This is a genomic window from Thalassobaculum sp., assembly GCF_040219615.1.
GTDB lineage: Bacteria > Pseudomonadota > Alphaproteobacteria > Thalassobaculales > Thalassobaculaceae > Thalassobaculum_A.
Window position 1 is genome coordinate 34695 of sequence record NZ_JAVJSE010000013.1, and the last position, 16429, is coordinate 51123.

Annotated in this window: 16 protein-coding genes; 9 read left to right on the forward strand and 7 right to left on the reverse strand. The window is 68.9% G+C overall.

The genetic code is table 11. The features are described from left to right. Together RIC31_RS07775 and RIC31_RS07780 are read right to left on the reverse strand one after the other, a co-directional pair. The gene (locus RIC31_RS07775) at positions 1–504 is read right to left on the reverse strand and encodes a YHS domain-containing (seleno)protein (protein WP_350104850.1); all 504 of its coding nucleotides are present in this window, start codon (positions 502–504) and stop codon (positions 1–3) included. A gap of 143 nt (positions 505–647) precedes the next feature. Further along, entirely contained in the window at positions 648–2003 is a 1356-nt protein-coding gene (locus RIC31_RS07780) for a TldD/PmbA family protein (RefSeq protein ID WP_350104852.1), read from the reverse strand. 161 nt (positions 2004–2164) lie between these two features. Between RIC31_RS07780 and RIC31_RS07785 the strand changes: the two genes are divergently transcribed. Then, the gene (locus tag RIC31_RS07785; RefSeq protein WP_350104854.1) at positions 2165–3382 is read left to right on the forward strand and encodes an aminopeptidase P family protein; all 1218 of its coding nucleotides are present in this window, start codon (positions 2165–2167) and stop codon (positions 3380–3382) included. 28 nt (positions 3383–3410) lie between these two features. Here RIC31_RS07785 and RIC31_RS07790 read toward each other — a convergent pair whose 3' ends face one another. Continuing rightward, positions 3411–4544: a pentapeptide repeat-containing protein gene (locus RIC31_RS07790; RefSeq protein WP_350104857.1), complete on the reverse strand. Its 1134-nt coding sequence runs from the start codon at positions 4542–4544 to the stop codon at positions 3411–3413. Positions 4545–4824: 280 nt separating this feature from the next. On the opposite strand from RIC31_RS07790, the gene RIC31_RS07795 reads away from it, so the two are divergent. Together RIC31_RS07795 and RIC31_RS07800 are read left to right on the forward strand one after the other, a co-directional pair. Further along, positions 4825–5169: a hypothetical protein gene (locus RIC31_RS07795; protein ID WP_350104859.1), complete on the forward strand. Its 345-nt coding sequence runs from the start codon at positions 4825–4827 to the stop codon at positions 5167–5169. 94 nt (positions 5170–5263) lie between these two features. Further along, positions 5264–5638, forward strand: a complete 375-nt coding sequence (locus RIC31_RS07800) for a DUF4170 domain-containing protein (protein ID WP_350104861.1) — start codon at positions 5264–5266, stop codon at positions 5636–5638. A gap of 4 nt (positions 5639–5642) precedes the next feature. Here the strand turns inward: RIC31_RS07800 and RIC31_RS07805 are convergent, their stop codons facing one another. After that, positions 5643–7046, reverse strand: coding sequence for an MATE family efflux transporter (locus tag RIC31_RS07805; RefSeq protein WP_350104863.1), 1404 nt, complete (start codon positions 7044–7046; stop codon positions 5643–5645). A 239-nt stretch (positions 7047–7285) separates the two neighbouring features. Between RIC31_RS07805 and RIC31_RS07810 the strand changes: the two genes are divergently transcribed. Both RIC31_RS07810 and RIC31_RS07815 read left to right on the forward strand, forming a co-directional pair. Beyond that, positions 7286–7960, forward strand: a complete 675-nt coding sequence (locus tag RIC31_RS07810) for a hypothetical protein (protein WP_350104865.1) — start codon at positions 7286–7288, stop codon at positions 7958–7960. Between the two features lie 240 nt (positions 7961–8200). Beyond that, a complete protein-coding gene (locus RIC31_RS07815; protein WP_350104867.1) occupies positions 8201–8896 on the forward strand; it encodes a DUF5681 domain-containing protein in 696 nt (231 codons plus the stop codon). A 203-nt stretch (positions 8897–9099) separates the two neighbouring features. On the opposite strand, the gene RIC31_RS07820 is transcribed toward RIC31_RS07815, so the two are convergent. The 3 genes from RIC31_RS07820 to RIC31_RS07830 form a co-directional block, all read right to left on the reverse strand. After that, positions 9100–10035 carry an OmpA family protein gene (locus RIC31_RS07820; protein WP_350104869.1) on the reverse strand — a complete coding sequence of 312 codons (936 nt, stop codon included), beginning with the start codon at positions 10033–10035 and terminating at the stop codon, positions 9100–9102. 403 nt (positions 10036–10438) lie between these two features. Then, positions 10439–11062 (reverse strand): hypothetical protein, encoded by a 624-nt coding sequence (locus RIC31_RS07825; RefSeq protein ID WP_350104871.1) that lies wholly within the window; start codon positions 11060–11062, stop codon positions 10439–10441. A 225-nt stretch (positions 11063–11287) separates the two neighbouring features. Next, the gene (locus RIC31_RS07830) at positions 11288–12481 is read right to left on the reverse strand and encodes a DUF6161 domain-containing protein (protein WP_350104873.1); all 1194 of its coding nucleotides are present in this window, start codon (positions 12479–12481) and stop codon (positions 11288–11290) included. Positions 12482–13038: 557 nt separating this feature from the next. Here RIC31_RS07830 and RIC31_RS07835 point away from each other — a divergent pair. The 4 genes from RIC31_RS07835 (at position 13039) to RIC31_RS07850 (ending at position 16428) form a co-directional block, all read left to right on the forward strand. Further along, a complete protein-coding gene (locus RIC31_RS07835) occupies positions 13039–13800 on the forward strand; it encodes an enoyl-CoA hydratase-related protein (RefSeq protein WP_350104876.1) in 762 nt (253 codons plus the stop codon). A gap of 8 nt (positions 13801–13808) precedes the next feature. After that, positions 13809–14576, forward strand: coding sequence for a GntR family transcriptional regulator (locus tag RIC31_RS07840; protein WP_350104878.1), 768 nt, complete (start codon positions 13809–13811; stop codon positions 14574–14576). Positions 14577–14888: 312 nt separating this feature from the next. Then, positions 14889–15677, forward strand: a complete 789-nt coding sequence (gene pcaD, locus RIC31_RS07845) for a 3-oxoadipate enol-lactonase (RefSeq protein WP_350104880.1) — start codon at positions 14889–14891, stop codon at positions 15675–15677. A gap of 82 nt (positions 15678–15759) precedes the next feature. Next, positions 15760–16428, forward strand: a complete 669-nt coding sequence (locus tag RIC31_RS07850; protein ID WP_350104882.1) for a glutathione S-transferase family protein — start codon at positions 15760–15762, stop codon at positions 16426–16428. The last annotated feature ends 1 nt before the right edge of the window (position 16429 follow it).

The window sequence follows — 16429 nt, forward strand, 5'->3', positions numbered from 1 at the left end:
TCACGATCCGGCGGACCGCACGCGCTGACGCCAAGTGTCGTCGGCCTCGGCGATGTAGCCCTCGGGGTTGCGCTGCCAGAGCGCGCGCACCCGGTCGTTGCGGTGCAGGTAGAGGCGGCCGTCGATCACGTCGAACACCCGCGGATCGACATCGTAGGCCTTGCCGATCGCGGTGCCGTAGGCCCCGAAGCCGCCGTATTGCGGCGCATAGCGGGCCGGGTCGGCGACGAACAGGGCGCGGTTGCGCGCCGAGCTGAAACGCCATTCGGCACCGCGCCAGCTGGTGGCGAACTCGGCCGAGCCGGGAACCGCCTCGTGGTCGATCACATAGGCGACCGGGTCGTAGCCGTGGATCGCGATGCCGTCGGAGGCGTTCACGGCCAGGCCGGTCTCCATGTCGGTCACCGCCGGCGGCACCGCCGGTTCCTGCTTCGAGAGGGCGACGCCGCTGCCGAGAACCAGGGCAAGCAGGACCACGCGAGCCAGAGAGGTACAGGACGGCATATCGAACTCCAGACACCTTCCCCGATCCCGCAAGCCGCGAGATGGGGAGGGCGATGGGAAACTTCCAGGGAACGCCCGCTCACGAGCCCGCGAGCGGTCGACTGCCTATGGGATGGCGGGCAGGCCGCCGGGGGAGGCCTGACTCAGTCCTGGCCGCCGGCGACCAGCAGGCCCTCGACCCGGATCGTCGGCACGTCCATGCCGTATTTGAACACCAGGTCGTCGGCCGGGGTCAGGGTACGGAAGATGTCGCGGAGATGGCCGGCGATGGTCATCTCCGAGACCGGGAAGGTGATCTCGCCGTTCTCGATCCAGTACCCGGCGGCACCGCGGCTGTAGTCGCCGGTCACGAGACTGACGGAGGACCCCATCAGCTCGGTGACGTAGAAGCCGCGCTCGATGTCGCCGATCAGCGCATCCCGGCCGACCGTTCCCTTATCGAGATAGAGGTTGGTGGCCCCGGGACTCGGCGGCGAACCGGCGCCGCGGCCGGCATGGCCGGTGCTCTCCAGGCCGAGCTGCCGGCCGGTCGCCAGGTCCAGGAACCAGCTGGCCAGCCGGCCGTCGTCGACCATCGCCCGCCGGGTGGTAGGCAGGCCCTCACCGTCGAACGGCTTGGAGCGGTGGCCGCGCGGCCGGTGCGGATCGTCGACGATGCGGATTCCCGGCGCGAATAGCGCCTCACCCATGTCGTTCTTCAGGAAGCTCGTCCCGCGGGCGATCGAGACGCCGTTGATGGCGGACGCCAGGTGGCCGAGCACCGAGCGCCCGGCCCGCGGGTCGAACACCACCGGCAGGGTCGCGGTCTTCGGGCGCCGCGGGTTCAGGCGGGCGACCGCCCGCTCGCCGGCCCGCCGGCCGATCTCCTCGGGGGACTCCAGGTCGCCGTCGAACACCGCCGCGGTGTAGTCGTAGTCGCGCTCCATCTTCTGGCCGGACCCGGCGACCACCGAGGCGACGATCGAGTAGCTCGAGCGCCGGTACCCCCCGGCGAAGCCGTTGCTGGCGGCGAGCGCCACCTCGGTGACGCCCCAGCTGGCCTCGGCGCCCTCGGAATTGGTCACGCCCTTGACCGCCAGTGCCGACTCCTCGGCAGCCCGGGCGCGCTCGACCAGGGTCTCGGCCGACGGCTCGGTGGCGTCGAACATCTCGATGTCCGGCCAGGTCCGGGCGATCTGCCCGGGGTCGGCGATGCCGGCATACTTGTCCTCGGGGGCCGCCCTGGCCATGGCCAGGGCCCGGACGACCAGCTCGTCGAGCGCGTCGGTCGCGAAGTCGGTCGAGGATACCACCGCCTGCCGGCGGCCGACGAACACCCGCAGCTCCACGTCGCGGCCCTCCGAGCGCTCCACCGCCTCGGGCGTGCCGAGGCGCTGCGAGACCGACTGCGAGACGCCGCGCGCCATCAGGGCGTCGGCGGAATCGGCTCCGGCCCGGCGGGCGCGCGCCAGCAGGTCGTCGAGCAGGGAAAGGGCGTTGGTATCGGCGTTGTCGGTCATGGACTCGCTCAGGTCGGTCGGCTCGCGGGCACGGGACGGCGATGCTAGCCGCTCGGAGCGCGGATAGCATCATCGTCCCGTTGATAGGGCGTCGTAGTCGGGCTCAGATAGAGTGCCGGGCGACACTCCGCAACCGGAGCCACTCAGACTGGAGCCGGGAAATGACCTTGGAAATGGAACGCCTGAAGCACATCCGCAACGGGCGGCCGGCGCGCCGCACCTTTTCCGACGCCGAAGTGGCGCGCCGCCAGGACGGCCTGCGACGGATCCTCGGCGAGCTCGACCTGCACGCCGCGATCCTGACCTCGTACCACAACATCGCGTACTACTCGGACTTCCTCTACACCCGCTTCGGCCGGCGCTACGCGCTGGTCGTCACCGCCGACTCGGTGACCTCGGTCAGCGCCAACATCGACGGCGGCCAGCCCTGGCGGCGCACCGCCGGCGACAACATGGTCTACACCGACTGGCGCCGGGACAACTTCTTCTACGCCCTGCAGACCCTGCTGCCGAACGCCGGGCGGATCGGCATCGAGACGGACCATGTCGACCTGGAGACCCGGCAACTGCTCGGCGACGCCTTCGAGGATGCGGTATTCCTGGACGTCGCCGCCCCGGCGATGCGCCAGCGCATGGTCAAGTCGGCCGAGGAGATCGCCCTCATAACCGAGGGGGCGCGGATCGCCGACCTGGGCGGGGCCGCCTGCGTCGAGGCGCTCGGCGTCGGCGTGACCGAGCATGAGGTGGCGCTGCACGCCACCGGCGCCATGGTGCGGGAGATCGCCCGCAGCTTCCCGGACGCCGAGCTGATGGACAGCTGGACCTGGTTTCAGTCCGGCCTCAACACCGACGGCGCCCACAACCCGGTGACGTCGCGCCGGATCGAGCGCGGCGACATCCTGTCGCTGAACTGCTTTCCGATGATCGCCGGCTACTACACCGCGCTGGAACGCACGCTGTTCGCCGAGGAGGTGTCCGACGCCCACCTGCGCTACTGGGAGATCAACCTGGAGGTCTACCGCGCCGGGCTCGAGCTGATCCGGCCGGGCGCCCGCTGCCGCGACATCGCCCACGCGCTGAACGAGATCTATGCCGGCCACAGCGTGCTCGACCGACGGACCTTCGGCTACGGCCATTCCTTTGGCGTGCTGTGCCACTACTACGGCCGCGAGGCCGGGCTGGAGCTGCGCGAGGACGTCGACACCGTGCTGGAGCCGGACATGGTGGTGTCGATGGAGCCGATGATCATGATCCCGCAGGGCGAGCCCGGCGCCGGCGGCTACCGCGAGCACGACATCCTGGTGGTGACCGCCGACGGCGCCCGCAACATCACCGGTTTCCCGGTCGGGCCGGACGCGAACGTCGTCCGCAAGGACTGACCGGGCGCCCGGTCTCAGCAGCCCGGGCTCAGAGGTCGTCCAACTCCAGGCCGACGCAACCGATCATCTTGGCGTTCCCGAGCAGGGCGTCGCGGTACTGGCTGTCGGTGAAATCGGCCGACTCGATGCGGGCGCCGGTGAAGTTGGCGCCCTGCAGGTTTGCCCTCTGGAACCGCACCGGCATCTTGCGGCCGGTCCGGCGGCCACTGCGGTCGGCGAGCGCGGCCGACGAGATGCGGGCCCCGACGAGGCTGGCGCCCGCCAGGTTGGCGCCGACGAAGCTGGCCCCGGTGATGATCGAGAACGACAGGTCGGCGGCCGCCAGGTCCGCTCCCTTCAGGCTGGTGAACAGCAGTTCCGACTTGATGAACCGGGCGCCGGCCAGGTTGGCGCCGTCGAAGATCGCGGCCCGCACGTCGCAGCCCGAGAAATCCAGCCCCTTCAGGTCGCGCTCGGCGAAGTTGGCGACCGACCCGGCGGACCCACCGCTGGCGATCCACCGGCTGTGCTCGCGCAGGCTCGCCTCGATCTCCGGCGGCAGCGGATGCTCGAGGTCGCGGGTGACCGCGCCCTCCAGGTCGGCGTTCTCCAGCTTGCAGGTCGACAGGTCGACGTTGCGCAGGTTGGCGTCGGTCAACTTGGTATTCGACAGGTCGGCGCCGTCCAGGTTGGCGCCGGTCAGGTTGGCGCCGGTCAGGTTGGACCCCGACAGGTCGGCGCCCGACAGGTTGGCGCCGGCGAAGTTGACCGCGGTCAGCCCGGTGTCGGCAAACACGGTATCGACCGCCAGGGCCTCGGTCGCGTCCGCCCCCTCCAGGTCCGACCCGGTGAAGTCGGCGCTCGACAGGTTGGCGCCGGACAGGTTCAGCAGGCGCTTGAGCGTGGTGCCCCATTCGTCGACCTGGGCGGCCCGCAGGTCGGCGTTGCGGATCACCGCGCCGCTGAGGTCGGCCATGCAGAAATTCGCGCCGCGCAGGTCGGCCTGGCTCAGAACCGCCTTGCGCAGCTTCGCCCAGCTGAAGTCCACCGCGAACAGGTCGGCGCCGGAGAAATCCGTCATCTCGGCCGACGCCCTGGACAGGTCGCTGCCGGACAGGATCGCGGTCTGCAGGCGCAGGCCGTCCAGCGCCTTGCCGGACAGCTTGGCGTTCTTGCACGTCATCCGGCGACCGCCGCGACGTTCGACGAACTGCTGGTGATCGGTGATCTGCCGCAGAATCTCGCGGGGCAGATCGAGGGTTCGTGACCCTATGGACATGACGCGCGCAATGCTCCCAACAATCGTGCAGACCGCGACGCATGTTCACTTGGCGGGTCCTAAGCAGGTCTTAACAATGCCGGGAAAAATCGATTCAAACGTCGGCCTGCGACATCGCCGCCGGTCGACAGGCTGTGATCGCCTCCCTAGATTCCGAAGGTCCGCCATCAGCCGGGAGTTCCCCATGCGTCAGTTGCCGATCGCGGCTTTCCTCGCCCTCCTCGCCGCCGCGCCGTTGGCGGTCCCGCCGTCGACCGCCGACGCCCAGGAGGCCGGCAACAAGGCCAGGGGGCTGGACCTGGCGCTGCGGGTCTGCGCCAACTGCCACGCGGTCGCCGTCGGCGAGACGGTGTCGCCGGTGTCCGCCGCCCCGAGCTTCGAGGACGTCGCCGACACGCCCGGCATGACCGGAATGGCCCTGTCCGCCTTCCTGAGCACCCCGCACCGCACCATGCCGAACCTGATCCTGACGCCGGAGGAGATCGGCGACGTGACCGCCCACATCCTGAGCCTGAAGGACGGCGGCTGACCCGACGCCGGCCCTGCGGGCATCCCTCGATTGAACCGGCGGTCGCGCTCCGCTATACGGGCCGCACAGTCACGGGTGCGGTTCGGAGACGGCCATGAAGTACTGGGTGATCGGCGGCGAGTACACGGACACCAGCTTCACGCACATCAAGGGCGGCGACGCCGAGCAGCGCATCGGCCCGTTCAAGGACTACGACACCGCCAAGTCGATCTGGGCCAAGCTGGCCTGGGAGCATGTCGACGACGCCCATGTCCGCTATCGCATCCTGCACGAGGAGGCGACCGAGTTCTGGGTGGTCGGCGGGGTCTACAAGTCGACCGACTTCAACGAGACCGCCGACGGCTCGCCGGAGACCCGGATCGGGCCGTTCGACAGTTACGAGCAAGCCAAGTCGGCCTGGCAGCAGAAGGCCTGGGAGAGCGTCGACGACGCCCATTCGCGCTGGCGCATCGAGAAGGTCAGCCAGTAAGGCGTCAGCCGGTGAGGTTGCGGGCGACCGCCCGGTCGGCCACCCGCCGGAACCGCAGCACCAGCGCCGCCCAGACAACCGCCAGCCCGAGCGCGAGGCCGCCCCACACGCCGATGCCGCCGAGCTCGAGTTGGAACGCCAGCAGCAGCGCCGTGCCGATGCCGACCGGCCAGTAGCCGATCAGCGCGATCACCATCGGCACCCGGGTGTCCTTGAAGCCGCGCAGCACCCCGGCGGTCACCGCCTGGCCGCCGTCGGCCAGCTGGAACAGCCCGGCCATCGCCAGGAACGACACCGCGTAGCCGACCGCCGCCTCGCCGTGGCCGTCGCCGGCCGACAGGAACAACCCGGCGAGCGGCCGCCCGGCGGTGACGAAAAGCAGCGCCAGCGGGATCACCACCAGCAGCCCGACGATCATCGCCACCCGGCCGGCCCGGCGCGCGCCGTCGGGGTCGCCGCGGCCGACCGCCAGGCCGACCCGCACGGTCGCCGCCTGGGCGACCCCGAACGGCAGCATGAAGGCGATCGCCGCGTATTGCAGGGCGACCGCGTGGCCGGCCAGCGCCTCGACCCCGATCAGCCCGACCAGAAAGCCGGAGGCGGCGAACAGCCCGGCCTCGGCCAGCTTGGTCAGGCCGATCGGCAGGCCGACCGCCCAGACCTCGCGGAACCGCGGCCAGTCGGGCCGCCAGAACCGCGCCAGGATGCGGTAGCGCCGCCAGCGCCGGTCGCTCAGCACGACGCCGAGCAGCGCCAGGAACATTGTGCCCTGCACCAGGGTGGTGGCGATGCCCAGGCCGAACAGCTCCCAGCGCGGCAGGCCGAACTTGCCGAACATCAGCACCCAGTCGGCGAACGCGTTGACGCCGATCCCGACCACCAGGATCCACAGCGCGGCGCGCGGCCGGCCGTGGGCCGCGATGAAGTTGCGCAGCAGGCTGAAGCCGGCCATGAACGGGAAGCCCCACATGGCGCCGAGCGCGTAGTCCGCCGCCCGCGGCGCCAGTTCGGGATCCTGGCCGAGCAGGTGGACCAGCACCGCCTCGGCGTTCCAGAAGAACAGCCAGGCCGGCCCGGTCATCACCACGATCACCCAGAAGCCCTGGCGGACCGTGCGGCGCACCCCCTTGTAGCGGCGCGCGCCGATCTCCTGCGCGAACATCGCGGCGGTCGCGAACAGCACCCCGAGGGTGGTGATGAAAACCGGGAAGAAAAGGTTGTGGCCGAGCTGACCGGCGGCGAGCGCGTGCGGGCCGAGCCGGCCGGTCATCACCACGTCGGTGGTGTGCAGCGCCATCTGCGCGATCTGCGTCAGGGCGATCGGGATCGACAGCGCGACGGTCGCGCGGATCTCGTCCCCGAGGACGCGACCTGCGCCACCGCCGCGTGCGGCTGCAGCGATTGACATCTGGATCTCCGGGCTCCGCCGTCCGGCGACGGGCCGTTCCCGCTTTAGGTGCGGGCCGGCGGGGGGTCAAGGTTATTCACTGAATTCAGTGCCGCCCGGTAACAGGGAAACAACAGGGAAAATCCGCGCCGGTGCGGCCGGTCCGGCTGTCCAGTCGCGGTCCCGCCCCGGGCGCCGGGCTTGCATTCCGCCGCCCGAGCGATTAGAACCTTTTTCGAGGTTTCATACACGGTGCCGCGATGGCGTTCAAGCGCAACCAGGTCGAGGAGGCGGTCTGGCGGTTCCTGAGCCGGGACCGCGCCGGCCGGCGGCCGCAGGCGGTGTTCCGCACCCGCGTCAAGCGGCTGCTCGACCTCGACCGCGCCGCCCCGCCCGAGGCCGCCCCCGCTTCGGCCTTCGCCGCGGCGGCGCCGCCGGGGCGCGGCCACGAGGCCCGGTTCGCCGCCTTCGACGCGTTCTGCCTGGCGCTCGGCCTGCTGCTGCTGAACGCCGGCTTCAAGCAGCGCGAGATCGTCGACCTGCTGCGCCACCTGCGCCCCGAGCTGGCGCAGGCCTGGCGGCAGCTGGAGGCCAGCCCCGCCGCGCCGCGCCAGCGCATCCTGGCCGAGGATCGCCCCGGCTCGCCGTCCTACCCCGAAGCCGGCCTGCCGCTCGCCGACACCGAGATCTACCTGGTGCTCAACCGGGTCGAGACCACCGAGGTGTTCCCGGATCTTGCGCCTGGGTCGGTCCTGGAGCCGCTGCTCGTGCCGGGCGGCGAGCGACTGGCCGCGACCCTGCGCGAGCGCGCCTTCGGCTTCCCCGGCCACTATGTGGTCGAGCTGTCGGTCATGGCCGCCCTGCTGCGGCACTACCTGGCCGACGCCGCGCCGCGCCGCCGCGGCCAACCCGGCGGCCAACCGGGCGGCGGATGACGGGGGCGGCGGGGGCGGTCGCGGCGGCCGGTGGGTCCCGGAGCCGCCCCGGATCAAGTCCGGGGCCCTCCGGGATGACGAAGAGGGGGGTGATGACCTCGGCGGGATCCGCGCATTCCCCCATTCCTCGTCATCCCGGAGAGTCCGCGCGAGCGGGCGGCTCCGGGACCCACGGCGCGACGGGCGCGAGCCTCCTTCCCACCCGAAACCCCGACCGCAACCCCGACCGAGGCCGCTTCCATGACCGAGCATCCCCCCGACATCCCTGCCCCCGACATCCCTGCCCCCGACGCGCCCCCCGACCCGCCCGCCGGCTATGCCCAGCCGCCCCGGCAGCACCGGTTCCGGCCGGGCCGGTCCGGCAACCCGAAGGGCCGGCCGAAGGGCGTGCGCAACCTCGCCTCGCTGCTGGAGGCCGAGCTGCGGCGCCCGGTGACCGTGACCGAGGGCGGCCGCACCCGGCGGGTGCCGAAGGCCGCGGCGATGGTCGCCAGCCAGATCGACAAGGCGCTGAAGGGCGACACCAGGGCGTTCGCCACCGTGCTGCAGGCGACGGCGCGGCACCCCCGCGGCGAGCCGCGCGGCGGCCCGGACGGCGACGGCGACGACCCGGACGGCGACGGCCCGGGCGGCGCGGGCGCGGGCATCGCGCAGGCGCGCGACCGGCTGCTCGCCCGGTTGGACGGGCTGGCCCGCCGGCACGCCGACGAGCGCGACCGGCTGGCCGCCGCGCTGGCCGCCGCCGGCCTGGCCGAGGCGCATCTGGCGGTGCTGTTCGGCCCCCGCGGCGACCGGCTGCGGGACGCGACGACGGCGGCGCTCCGCGACGCCCAGGCGCGCGGCTTCGACCTGCGGCGGGTGGCGGAAGTCGCGGTATTCGCGGCGGTCGCCGGGGAGTGCGCGGAGGCGCTGCTGGAGGAGGGTGGGGACGGGTGACGGTGCCGGCGGCGCGGGCGGGCCCGGGGCCAGGGGGTCACCGCAGATCATCGACGACACTGCTTGAACCGCTCGAATGGGTGGGAAGCGGACACATGCAACTGTGCCCCACAGGCGCGACAGACAGTTCGGCAATCGAATTTCACGCAAACAGATATTTATACTCACAAGATGCAAATGACAATTCCAAATAACCGTTCAGCTTACTCGACGCGATCCTCTATTCGGATTTCAACACGATCATTGTAAGCACTATCTGGTGTTCTTCCTTCTACCGGATTCTCCCCACCGTATGCCCTGATAGTGATCTCACCTGGGTCTACACCGAGATCCGCCAATGCGCGCTCTACAACTTTTGCTCGGTTGGAACTTAATGGAAAATTAATTGCCGGTCGAACTTCAGAGGCGTGACCTTCAATAAGTACCGTTTTGGCGGACAGTGTGTTGATTATCTTGGCATATTCACGTAGCCGCTCAAGTGATTCCGGAAGTAATTTAGCAGTACCAAGCTCAAAGTAGAGCGGCCGAATCTTTACAGTGTCAGTATCACCACCCACCCCAATCGCGAGTGAGCGTGGAGCTAAGAATATACTCGATTTTTCATCCAGCCTGTCAGCCGCCGCCCACCAGCCTTCAGCCGTTCGATTTGACGAATCGTAATTCAATTCTAGACATCCGAAGCCTTGATCCTGCAGCCAGCCCCCAACCAAATGAACGCCAACTCGCACGGAGCCATACCGAGGCAATACCGGCTTAAGAGAAAGTATACCGTTTTGCCATTTATATTTTAACATTACCGCATCACCGTCTGAAATTATGTCAGAGATCGCGAACACCGGTGTGCCATGTTGAACATTTTCACTTGCCACACCGCCCTTCCAGGCAATGACCATCATCTCATCGGCAAGAGCTTTGCGGATACGTTGTGTGATTGTCGAGGCATCGGGATGAATTGGGCCTTCAATGCATCCGTTCACAATCGCTGTGAGATCAATGTGCCGACGAGGTGTCTCTTGTCCCCCCTCGAAATAGACGAACGCTGTCCAAATGGCACCCGTCAAAGTCGCCACCCCTGTGGCAATCCAGCCGAGAATTTCTCTATTTTCCCGAATAGCGACAAAGCGCCAAAACTTCTTCATTCTAAGCCACTTCCTCAGCTCCACCTTTCGAGCTCGTCAGGGTCGGATCCAGCCGAAAGGATACTCTAGCATTGCGCGCTTCTGAAGCGGAGTCGTGGCCCCGTACGCGGTTCAAGGCGACTTGGAGTAGATGCGGCTGCAGCGAAGTGCCGCCAAGTTGGGTACTTGCGCACAATGGCAGGCAACCACTTGCGGTAGCGGCCGGAGTACGGGTCATCCGGCCCTGCAGGGTCGCCGCCAGCCGAATGGCGGGCCGGCACTGCAGGGAGGGTGGCGGTCATTCAAAACTCAGGGCTCTCGGCCGGGCAATTGTATATCTGACGTAGCAACATGCGACACGACAAGAAGGATCAGGGGAATACGGGCGGCGGCGTGGTCATGGACGAGATAGTCAAGGCTGGGGTCAACGCTTACTTGGCTCGCGCCAGTCACGATGAGCTAAGCTTTGCCATTCCGGCAGAAGTGGTTGAGGCGATCCTGGTTGCAGGTCTCTCTGCGACACCATCCACGCAATGTGGTTGTCGAGTTGAACCAAGTCGCCATCCGCAAGCTGGAGGTTTTTGACGAACGCCAAGGCAGCCGTGATGGACGGATAGCGCCGTCCTGACCACATGGTGAGATCCCGTTGGCGTGCTTGTGGCCGGGTGATCTTTGGCGCTAGGCGCATCCGCATCGCCGCAGAACCAGCGATCGACCAGTTGTCGTGTACGTACCGATTGCGCTCCGGCCGAAGCTCGTTGTCGACGTAGTTCAGCAGTTCCTCGACGCGGTCATAGAACCCCGGAGAGTCGATCTCGTCGATCTGGTGAGCCAGTGCCTTCGCGGTAACAATCTTGCCGCGGATATCGAGGCTGGCGAGGGTCAGGTGGAGAATGTTGCGCGGGCTCTCCTTGTCAAATGCGGGATCCAAGGCCACTGCTAGGTGCAGAACGATGTCGTGGATGAGGTGTTCGAGGCTTGACCACCAGAAGCACACCTCGCCTACGGCCATGATGATCTGGTCGTAAGGATCAACGGGTTCAGTCATGACGCCCCCAAGAGCGACGACAGCACAAAGATTCCTGACGAGCGTTAGCGCGACGAGGTCCTTCGGGTCATGTTGAAGACCCCGTCGAAGCCGCACAAGCCGAAGGGCGGAAACGAAGACCACTCCTGCCGGATCGGGAAGTACCGAGAGGTAGGCGCCCTCGACAAGGCCCCACTAACACGAATGAAGGGTCTATAATTCCACGCTACCGGGAGGACTGGTCGCCTAGCGCTTGTCGAGGACCCGGGCGAGCATAGCGATCAGCGATGTGTCCGGTACGTTGTCCTCCTTGACGACGCCGTCAGTGCCCTGACGGAACAGCGCGCCAAGGACGATCGGCCGATCCGCTTCGCCCGCGTTACCCTCCTTGGTTAGCGCTAGATAAGTCTTGGCCATGGTTGCCCGTTCCCAGGCATCACCGGCGAGATGAAGCTCGCTGAGATAGAGGCGCACCAGAATACGACCGCCCCAGAAGGCAATCGTGAGCAGCGCTGCAGCTGCGGCGCCCGCGAACACAAGGGTCTCTCCCTTGTACTGCGGGGCCAGCTCGGGCAGGTCGCGCGCAAAGAAACCGATCACGCCAATCGACACTGCCGTATAGCCCAGCAACACCCAGCGCAACGTGCTCGCCTTTCTGGTGTGGTCGGCCTTCTTGTCAGTCCAGTAGTCGACTGGCGCCTGCAACTGCATCTGCTCGGAATAAGCCTGGTCCGTGGCCTCGAGCGACGCCAGGGCTTGGCCTGCTCGCTGGTTCATTCGCCGCCGGAAGCGGCGCCACACCTGAAGGGCATGGTGACCGAGCCTTCGGCCGTCGGCCACCATGGCGTCGTGAGCCGCCTGAACCGCCCTCTGGTCATCACGAAGGCCTTGCACCAAGCTGGAGGTTTGCTCGCGGATTTCGGCGATCGAAGCTTGTAGAGCGGCAATTTCAGGACTCCCCATCGTGGGTTCACCGAACTGTGACAGGTGCACATATGCCACCGCTCCGGACATGGCTCCGCGGTTTTCAGGTTGAAAGTCGCTGGACTTGATCGTCTCCAGCGCCCCCAGCGCGGCCTCCAGACCGAGCTTCTCGTAGATCAGCTTCACACGTGCGGCTGCCGCGTTGCTGGAGTGCAGGGTTTTCTTCGCGCGGTAGGCCTCGAAGCTCTCGTTCAGGCGGCGAACGGCGTCGGGATCGTCTGTTCCTGTATTGACCAGTTTCTCGCCGTGCACCGTAATCTGGCTGATATGGTCAGCGATGGTGCGAGCCAGTGTGTTCCTCGGGAGACTCTGGTGCCGTTCGACAAGGAACGCCCAGAACTCCCCCTCCCTCGTTGCCCAGTCGACAAAATCCTTCACGGTTTCGAATGCGACCTGGCCGCCGTTCTCGCCCAGATCCCCCTCAAGAAAGACCCGCCGATCGTTCGGTGTCGCCATCTCAGCCTCCGGTTGCCGCGACAAGAAGCAGAGTGGTGCGACAACCGGAGCTTGTCGAACGTTGAATGTCCGCCGGCCGGAGACGACGTGGTTGCCAGTCTAGTCCGAAACCGGCGCCTCGCTACTCGGGCTTCCGATGGGCGCCCTTGCAGCGGTTTGTCGCGGCGGTGCATGAGCGCTTACCACCGCTCTCCTACCAGCCCCATCTCCCGCGCCTGATCCAGCAGTTTCTTTACCGACGACACGTGCCATTTGAGCCGACCGCGGCGGGGGGCGGCTGATGCGTGCCCGTCAGCGACTTGGCAATTGCCTCCAGCGTCCGGGTGACCGCTCAGGGTCGACACCGGCCGGACCAGCTGTTCTTGCTGTTCGACCGGCTACGCAAGCTCAGCCCGCGATCTTCTGTCGAGTTGCAGGACACCCTGCTGGTCCACACGAGCCTTGCCGAAGACGAGACGCGTGTTCGGCACCGTTCCCGCTCGACAGCAAAAGCTCATACATCTAGCCTTATCGCTGAAACTGCCCATCACCGCCCGCCCCGCCAACCGGAGCCCCGCATGTCCCTGACCGTCGAAAAGTCCGACCGGATCGCCCGCGTCACCCTGGACCGGCCGCCGGTCAACGCCCTGACCCTGCAGCTCTACGCCGACATCGCCGAGCTGTTCGAGAGCTCTTCGGGCTGGGACGACGTCAACGTGATCGTGCTGTCCGGCGCCGGCAGCCGGGCGTTCTGCGCCGGGCTCGACCTCAAGGAGTTCATGGCCGCCACGGTCGAGGACGACCCGAAGCGCGGTGCGGTGGTGCGGCGCTGCTTCTCGGCGGTGCGCAACGCCGCGGTGCCGGTGATCGCCGCGGTCAACGGCCCGGCGCTGGGCGCGGGCTGCGTGCTGGCGTCGGTCTGCGACATCCGGATCGCCGCCGACAACGCGACCTTCGGCCTGCCGGAGATCAACGTCGGGCGCTGCGGCGGCGGCGCCCATATCGGCCGGCTGGTGCCGCAGGGCGCGCTGCGCCGGATGTTCTTCACCGGCCGGCCGATCGACGCCGCCGAGGCGTTCCGCATCGGCCTGGTCGACGAGGTGGTGCCGGCGGACCAGCTGGCCGCCGCCGCCGGGCGCCTCGCCGCGGTGATCGCCGACAAGGCGCCGCTCGGCCTGCGCTACGGCAAGCAGGCGCTGAACGAGATCGAGTTCATGCCGGTCGAGGACGGCTATGCCCGCGAGCAGCAGTACAGCACCCGGCTGATGGCCACCGAGGACGCCCGCGAGGCGACCCGCGCGGTGGTCGAGAAGCGCCCGCCGGTGTTCAAGGGCCGATGAAGGGGCCGATGACGGGCACAGCCGCCATGCCGGCGCCGGCTTCGCCCAGGAAGCCGGTCGACTTCAGCCGCAGCGCGATCGCCCGCTACATCCAGCTGGCGACCCTGTTCCGGCGGCGCATCGACTCCGGCCAGTGGCCGCTCGGCAGCCAGATCCCGACGGTCGACGCGCTGGCCGCCGAATGCGGGGTGGCGCGCGCCACCATCCGCCAGGCCCTCGACATCCTGGAGGACGAGAAGCTGATCGAGCGCTACCGCGCCAAGGGCACCTTCGTGCGGCGCCGCCCGCAGGAGGCGCTGTGGTGCGAAGTCGCCACCGACTGGTCGGGCATGCTGCGGCCCAGCCACAGCGCCCGCATCGAGATCCTGTCGGACGAGGCCGAAATCCGGCTGGAGCGCATCGCCTACCAGATCGGCGCGCTGGCGCCTTCCTACCGCCACCTGCACCGCCGGCACTGGCGGCACGACGCGCCGTTCCTGCTGACCGACGTCTACATCGACGAGCGGCTGCGCGACCGCATCGGCCGCGCCGACGTCGAGAGCAAGACCGCGCTGCGGCTGATCCACGACATCCCCGGCCTGACCATCGCCGAGGCCCGCCAGACCCTGACCATCGGCACCGCCGACATGGAGACCGCCGAGGCCCTGGCGATGCCGCTGAACGCCCCGGTCGCCTTCGTGCACCGGCGCGCGGTCGACGCCGACGGCACCGCGGTGCTGATCGCCGAGGGCATCTACCGCGGCGACGTCGTGCGGTTCGACGTCAAGCTGCGGTGACCCCTTCGTGGCCCCCGCCCCCCCGTCGTCATTCCGGCCGGACGCGCCGCCCCGGCGCGGCCGAGCCGGAACCCACGGAGCGACGGGAGCGCGCCGCGGCACGCGCCGTGCGGCGGGTGGGTTCCGGATGCGTTCCGCCGCCGGCGTACCGCTCCGGAATGACGACGGGGGTGGGAGGTGTGCGGCCCTTCGTGGTCCGCCGCGGCGCGGCCGGTCCCTTCCCCCTTTGTCGTCATTCCGGACGGACGCGCCGCCCCGGCGCGGCCGAGCCGGAACCCACCGGGCGGAATGACGAAAGAAGGAGGGTGATCGATGCCTGATTTCCACACGGTCGAGATCGACGGGCTGCGCTTCCGCTGCCGCCTCGACGGCGACGACGCCGCGCCCTGGCTGGTGTTCAGCAACTCGCTCGGCACCGACCTGACGGTGTGGGACGGGCAGGTGGCGGCGCTGGCCGGGCGGTTCCGGATCCTGCGCTACGACCAGCGCGGCCACGGCGGCACCACGGTCCCGGCGGGGCCCTGCGACTTCGCCCGGCTCGGCGGCGACGTGGCGGCGCTGCTCGACCGGTTCGGGATCGCGCGCTGCGGCTTCGTCGGCCTGTCCATGGGGGTGCCGACCGGGCTCGACCTGGCGGCGCGCCATCCCGAACGGGTCGAGCGGCTGGTGCTGTGCGACGGCCAGGCCGCCACCGCCCCCGGCGGCGCCGAACAATGGGCCGAGCGGATCCGCCAGGTCCGGGCCGACGGCATGGCGGCGTTCGCCGAGGCCACGGTGGCGCGCTGGTTCGCCCCGGGCTTCGTGGCGTCCGGCCGGGCCGACAAGGTGCGGGCGATGGTCGCCGCCACCCCGGCCGAGGGGCTGGTCGCCTGCGCCACCGCCCTGCAGGGCTTCGACTACGCCGCGGTGCTGCCGACGCTGCGGGTCCCGGTCCTGCTGGTGGTCGGGGCGCGCGACGGCGCCCTGCCCGCCACCATGGCCGCCATGCGCGAGAAGATCCCCGGCGCGGCGCTGGTCGAGATCGCCGACGCCGGGCACATCCCGAACGTCGAGCAGCCGGCGGCCTTCAACCAGGCCCTGGCCGGCTTCCTCGATCAATAGGTCATAGATATGGTTTATTGACACTTCGAAAGCACCGGGACTAGCCTGGGATTGCGAAGGAGCGAGGGAAGGAACGCCGTCCGTGAAACTGCACTGGTCCCCGCGTTCGCCGTTCGTGCGCAAGGTGATGATCGTCCTGCACGAGACCGGGCAGGCCGGCCGGGTGGAATGCGTGCGCTCGGCGGTGGCGTTCGCCGCCCCGCCGAACCCGGCGGTGCTGGCCGACAACCCGCTCGGCAAGATCCCGGCACTGGTGCTGGACGACGGCACGACGCTGTTCGACTCGCGGGTGATCTGCGAGTACCTGGACGGCCTGCACGACGGCCCCCGGCTGTTCCCGGCCGAGCCGGCGGCGCGGTTCCGCCAGTTGCGCCGGCAGGCCCTCGCGGACGGCCTGACCGACATCCTGCTGCTGTGGCGCAACGAGCGGATGCGCGCCGCCGGGCCCGACCCGGTGATCGCGGCGGCCTTCGAGACCAAGGTGCGGGCCTGCTTCGCGGCGCTGGAGGCCGAGGCGGCGGCGCTGTCCGCCGAGCCCTTCGGCATCGGCCAGGCGGCGACGGCCTGCGCGCTCGGCCAGATGGACTTCCGCTACGCCGGCAGCGGTTGGCAGGCGGCGCATCCCGGGCTCGCCGCATGGTACGCCGGGATCCAGGCCCGGCCGTCGGTGGCGGCGACCGCGGTGCGCGACGACAGCGGTGCGCCTGCCGGCGACGACTCGCGGTCGCCTTTTACGTTCGGGGGGGCCTGAC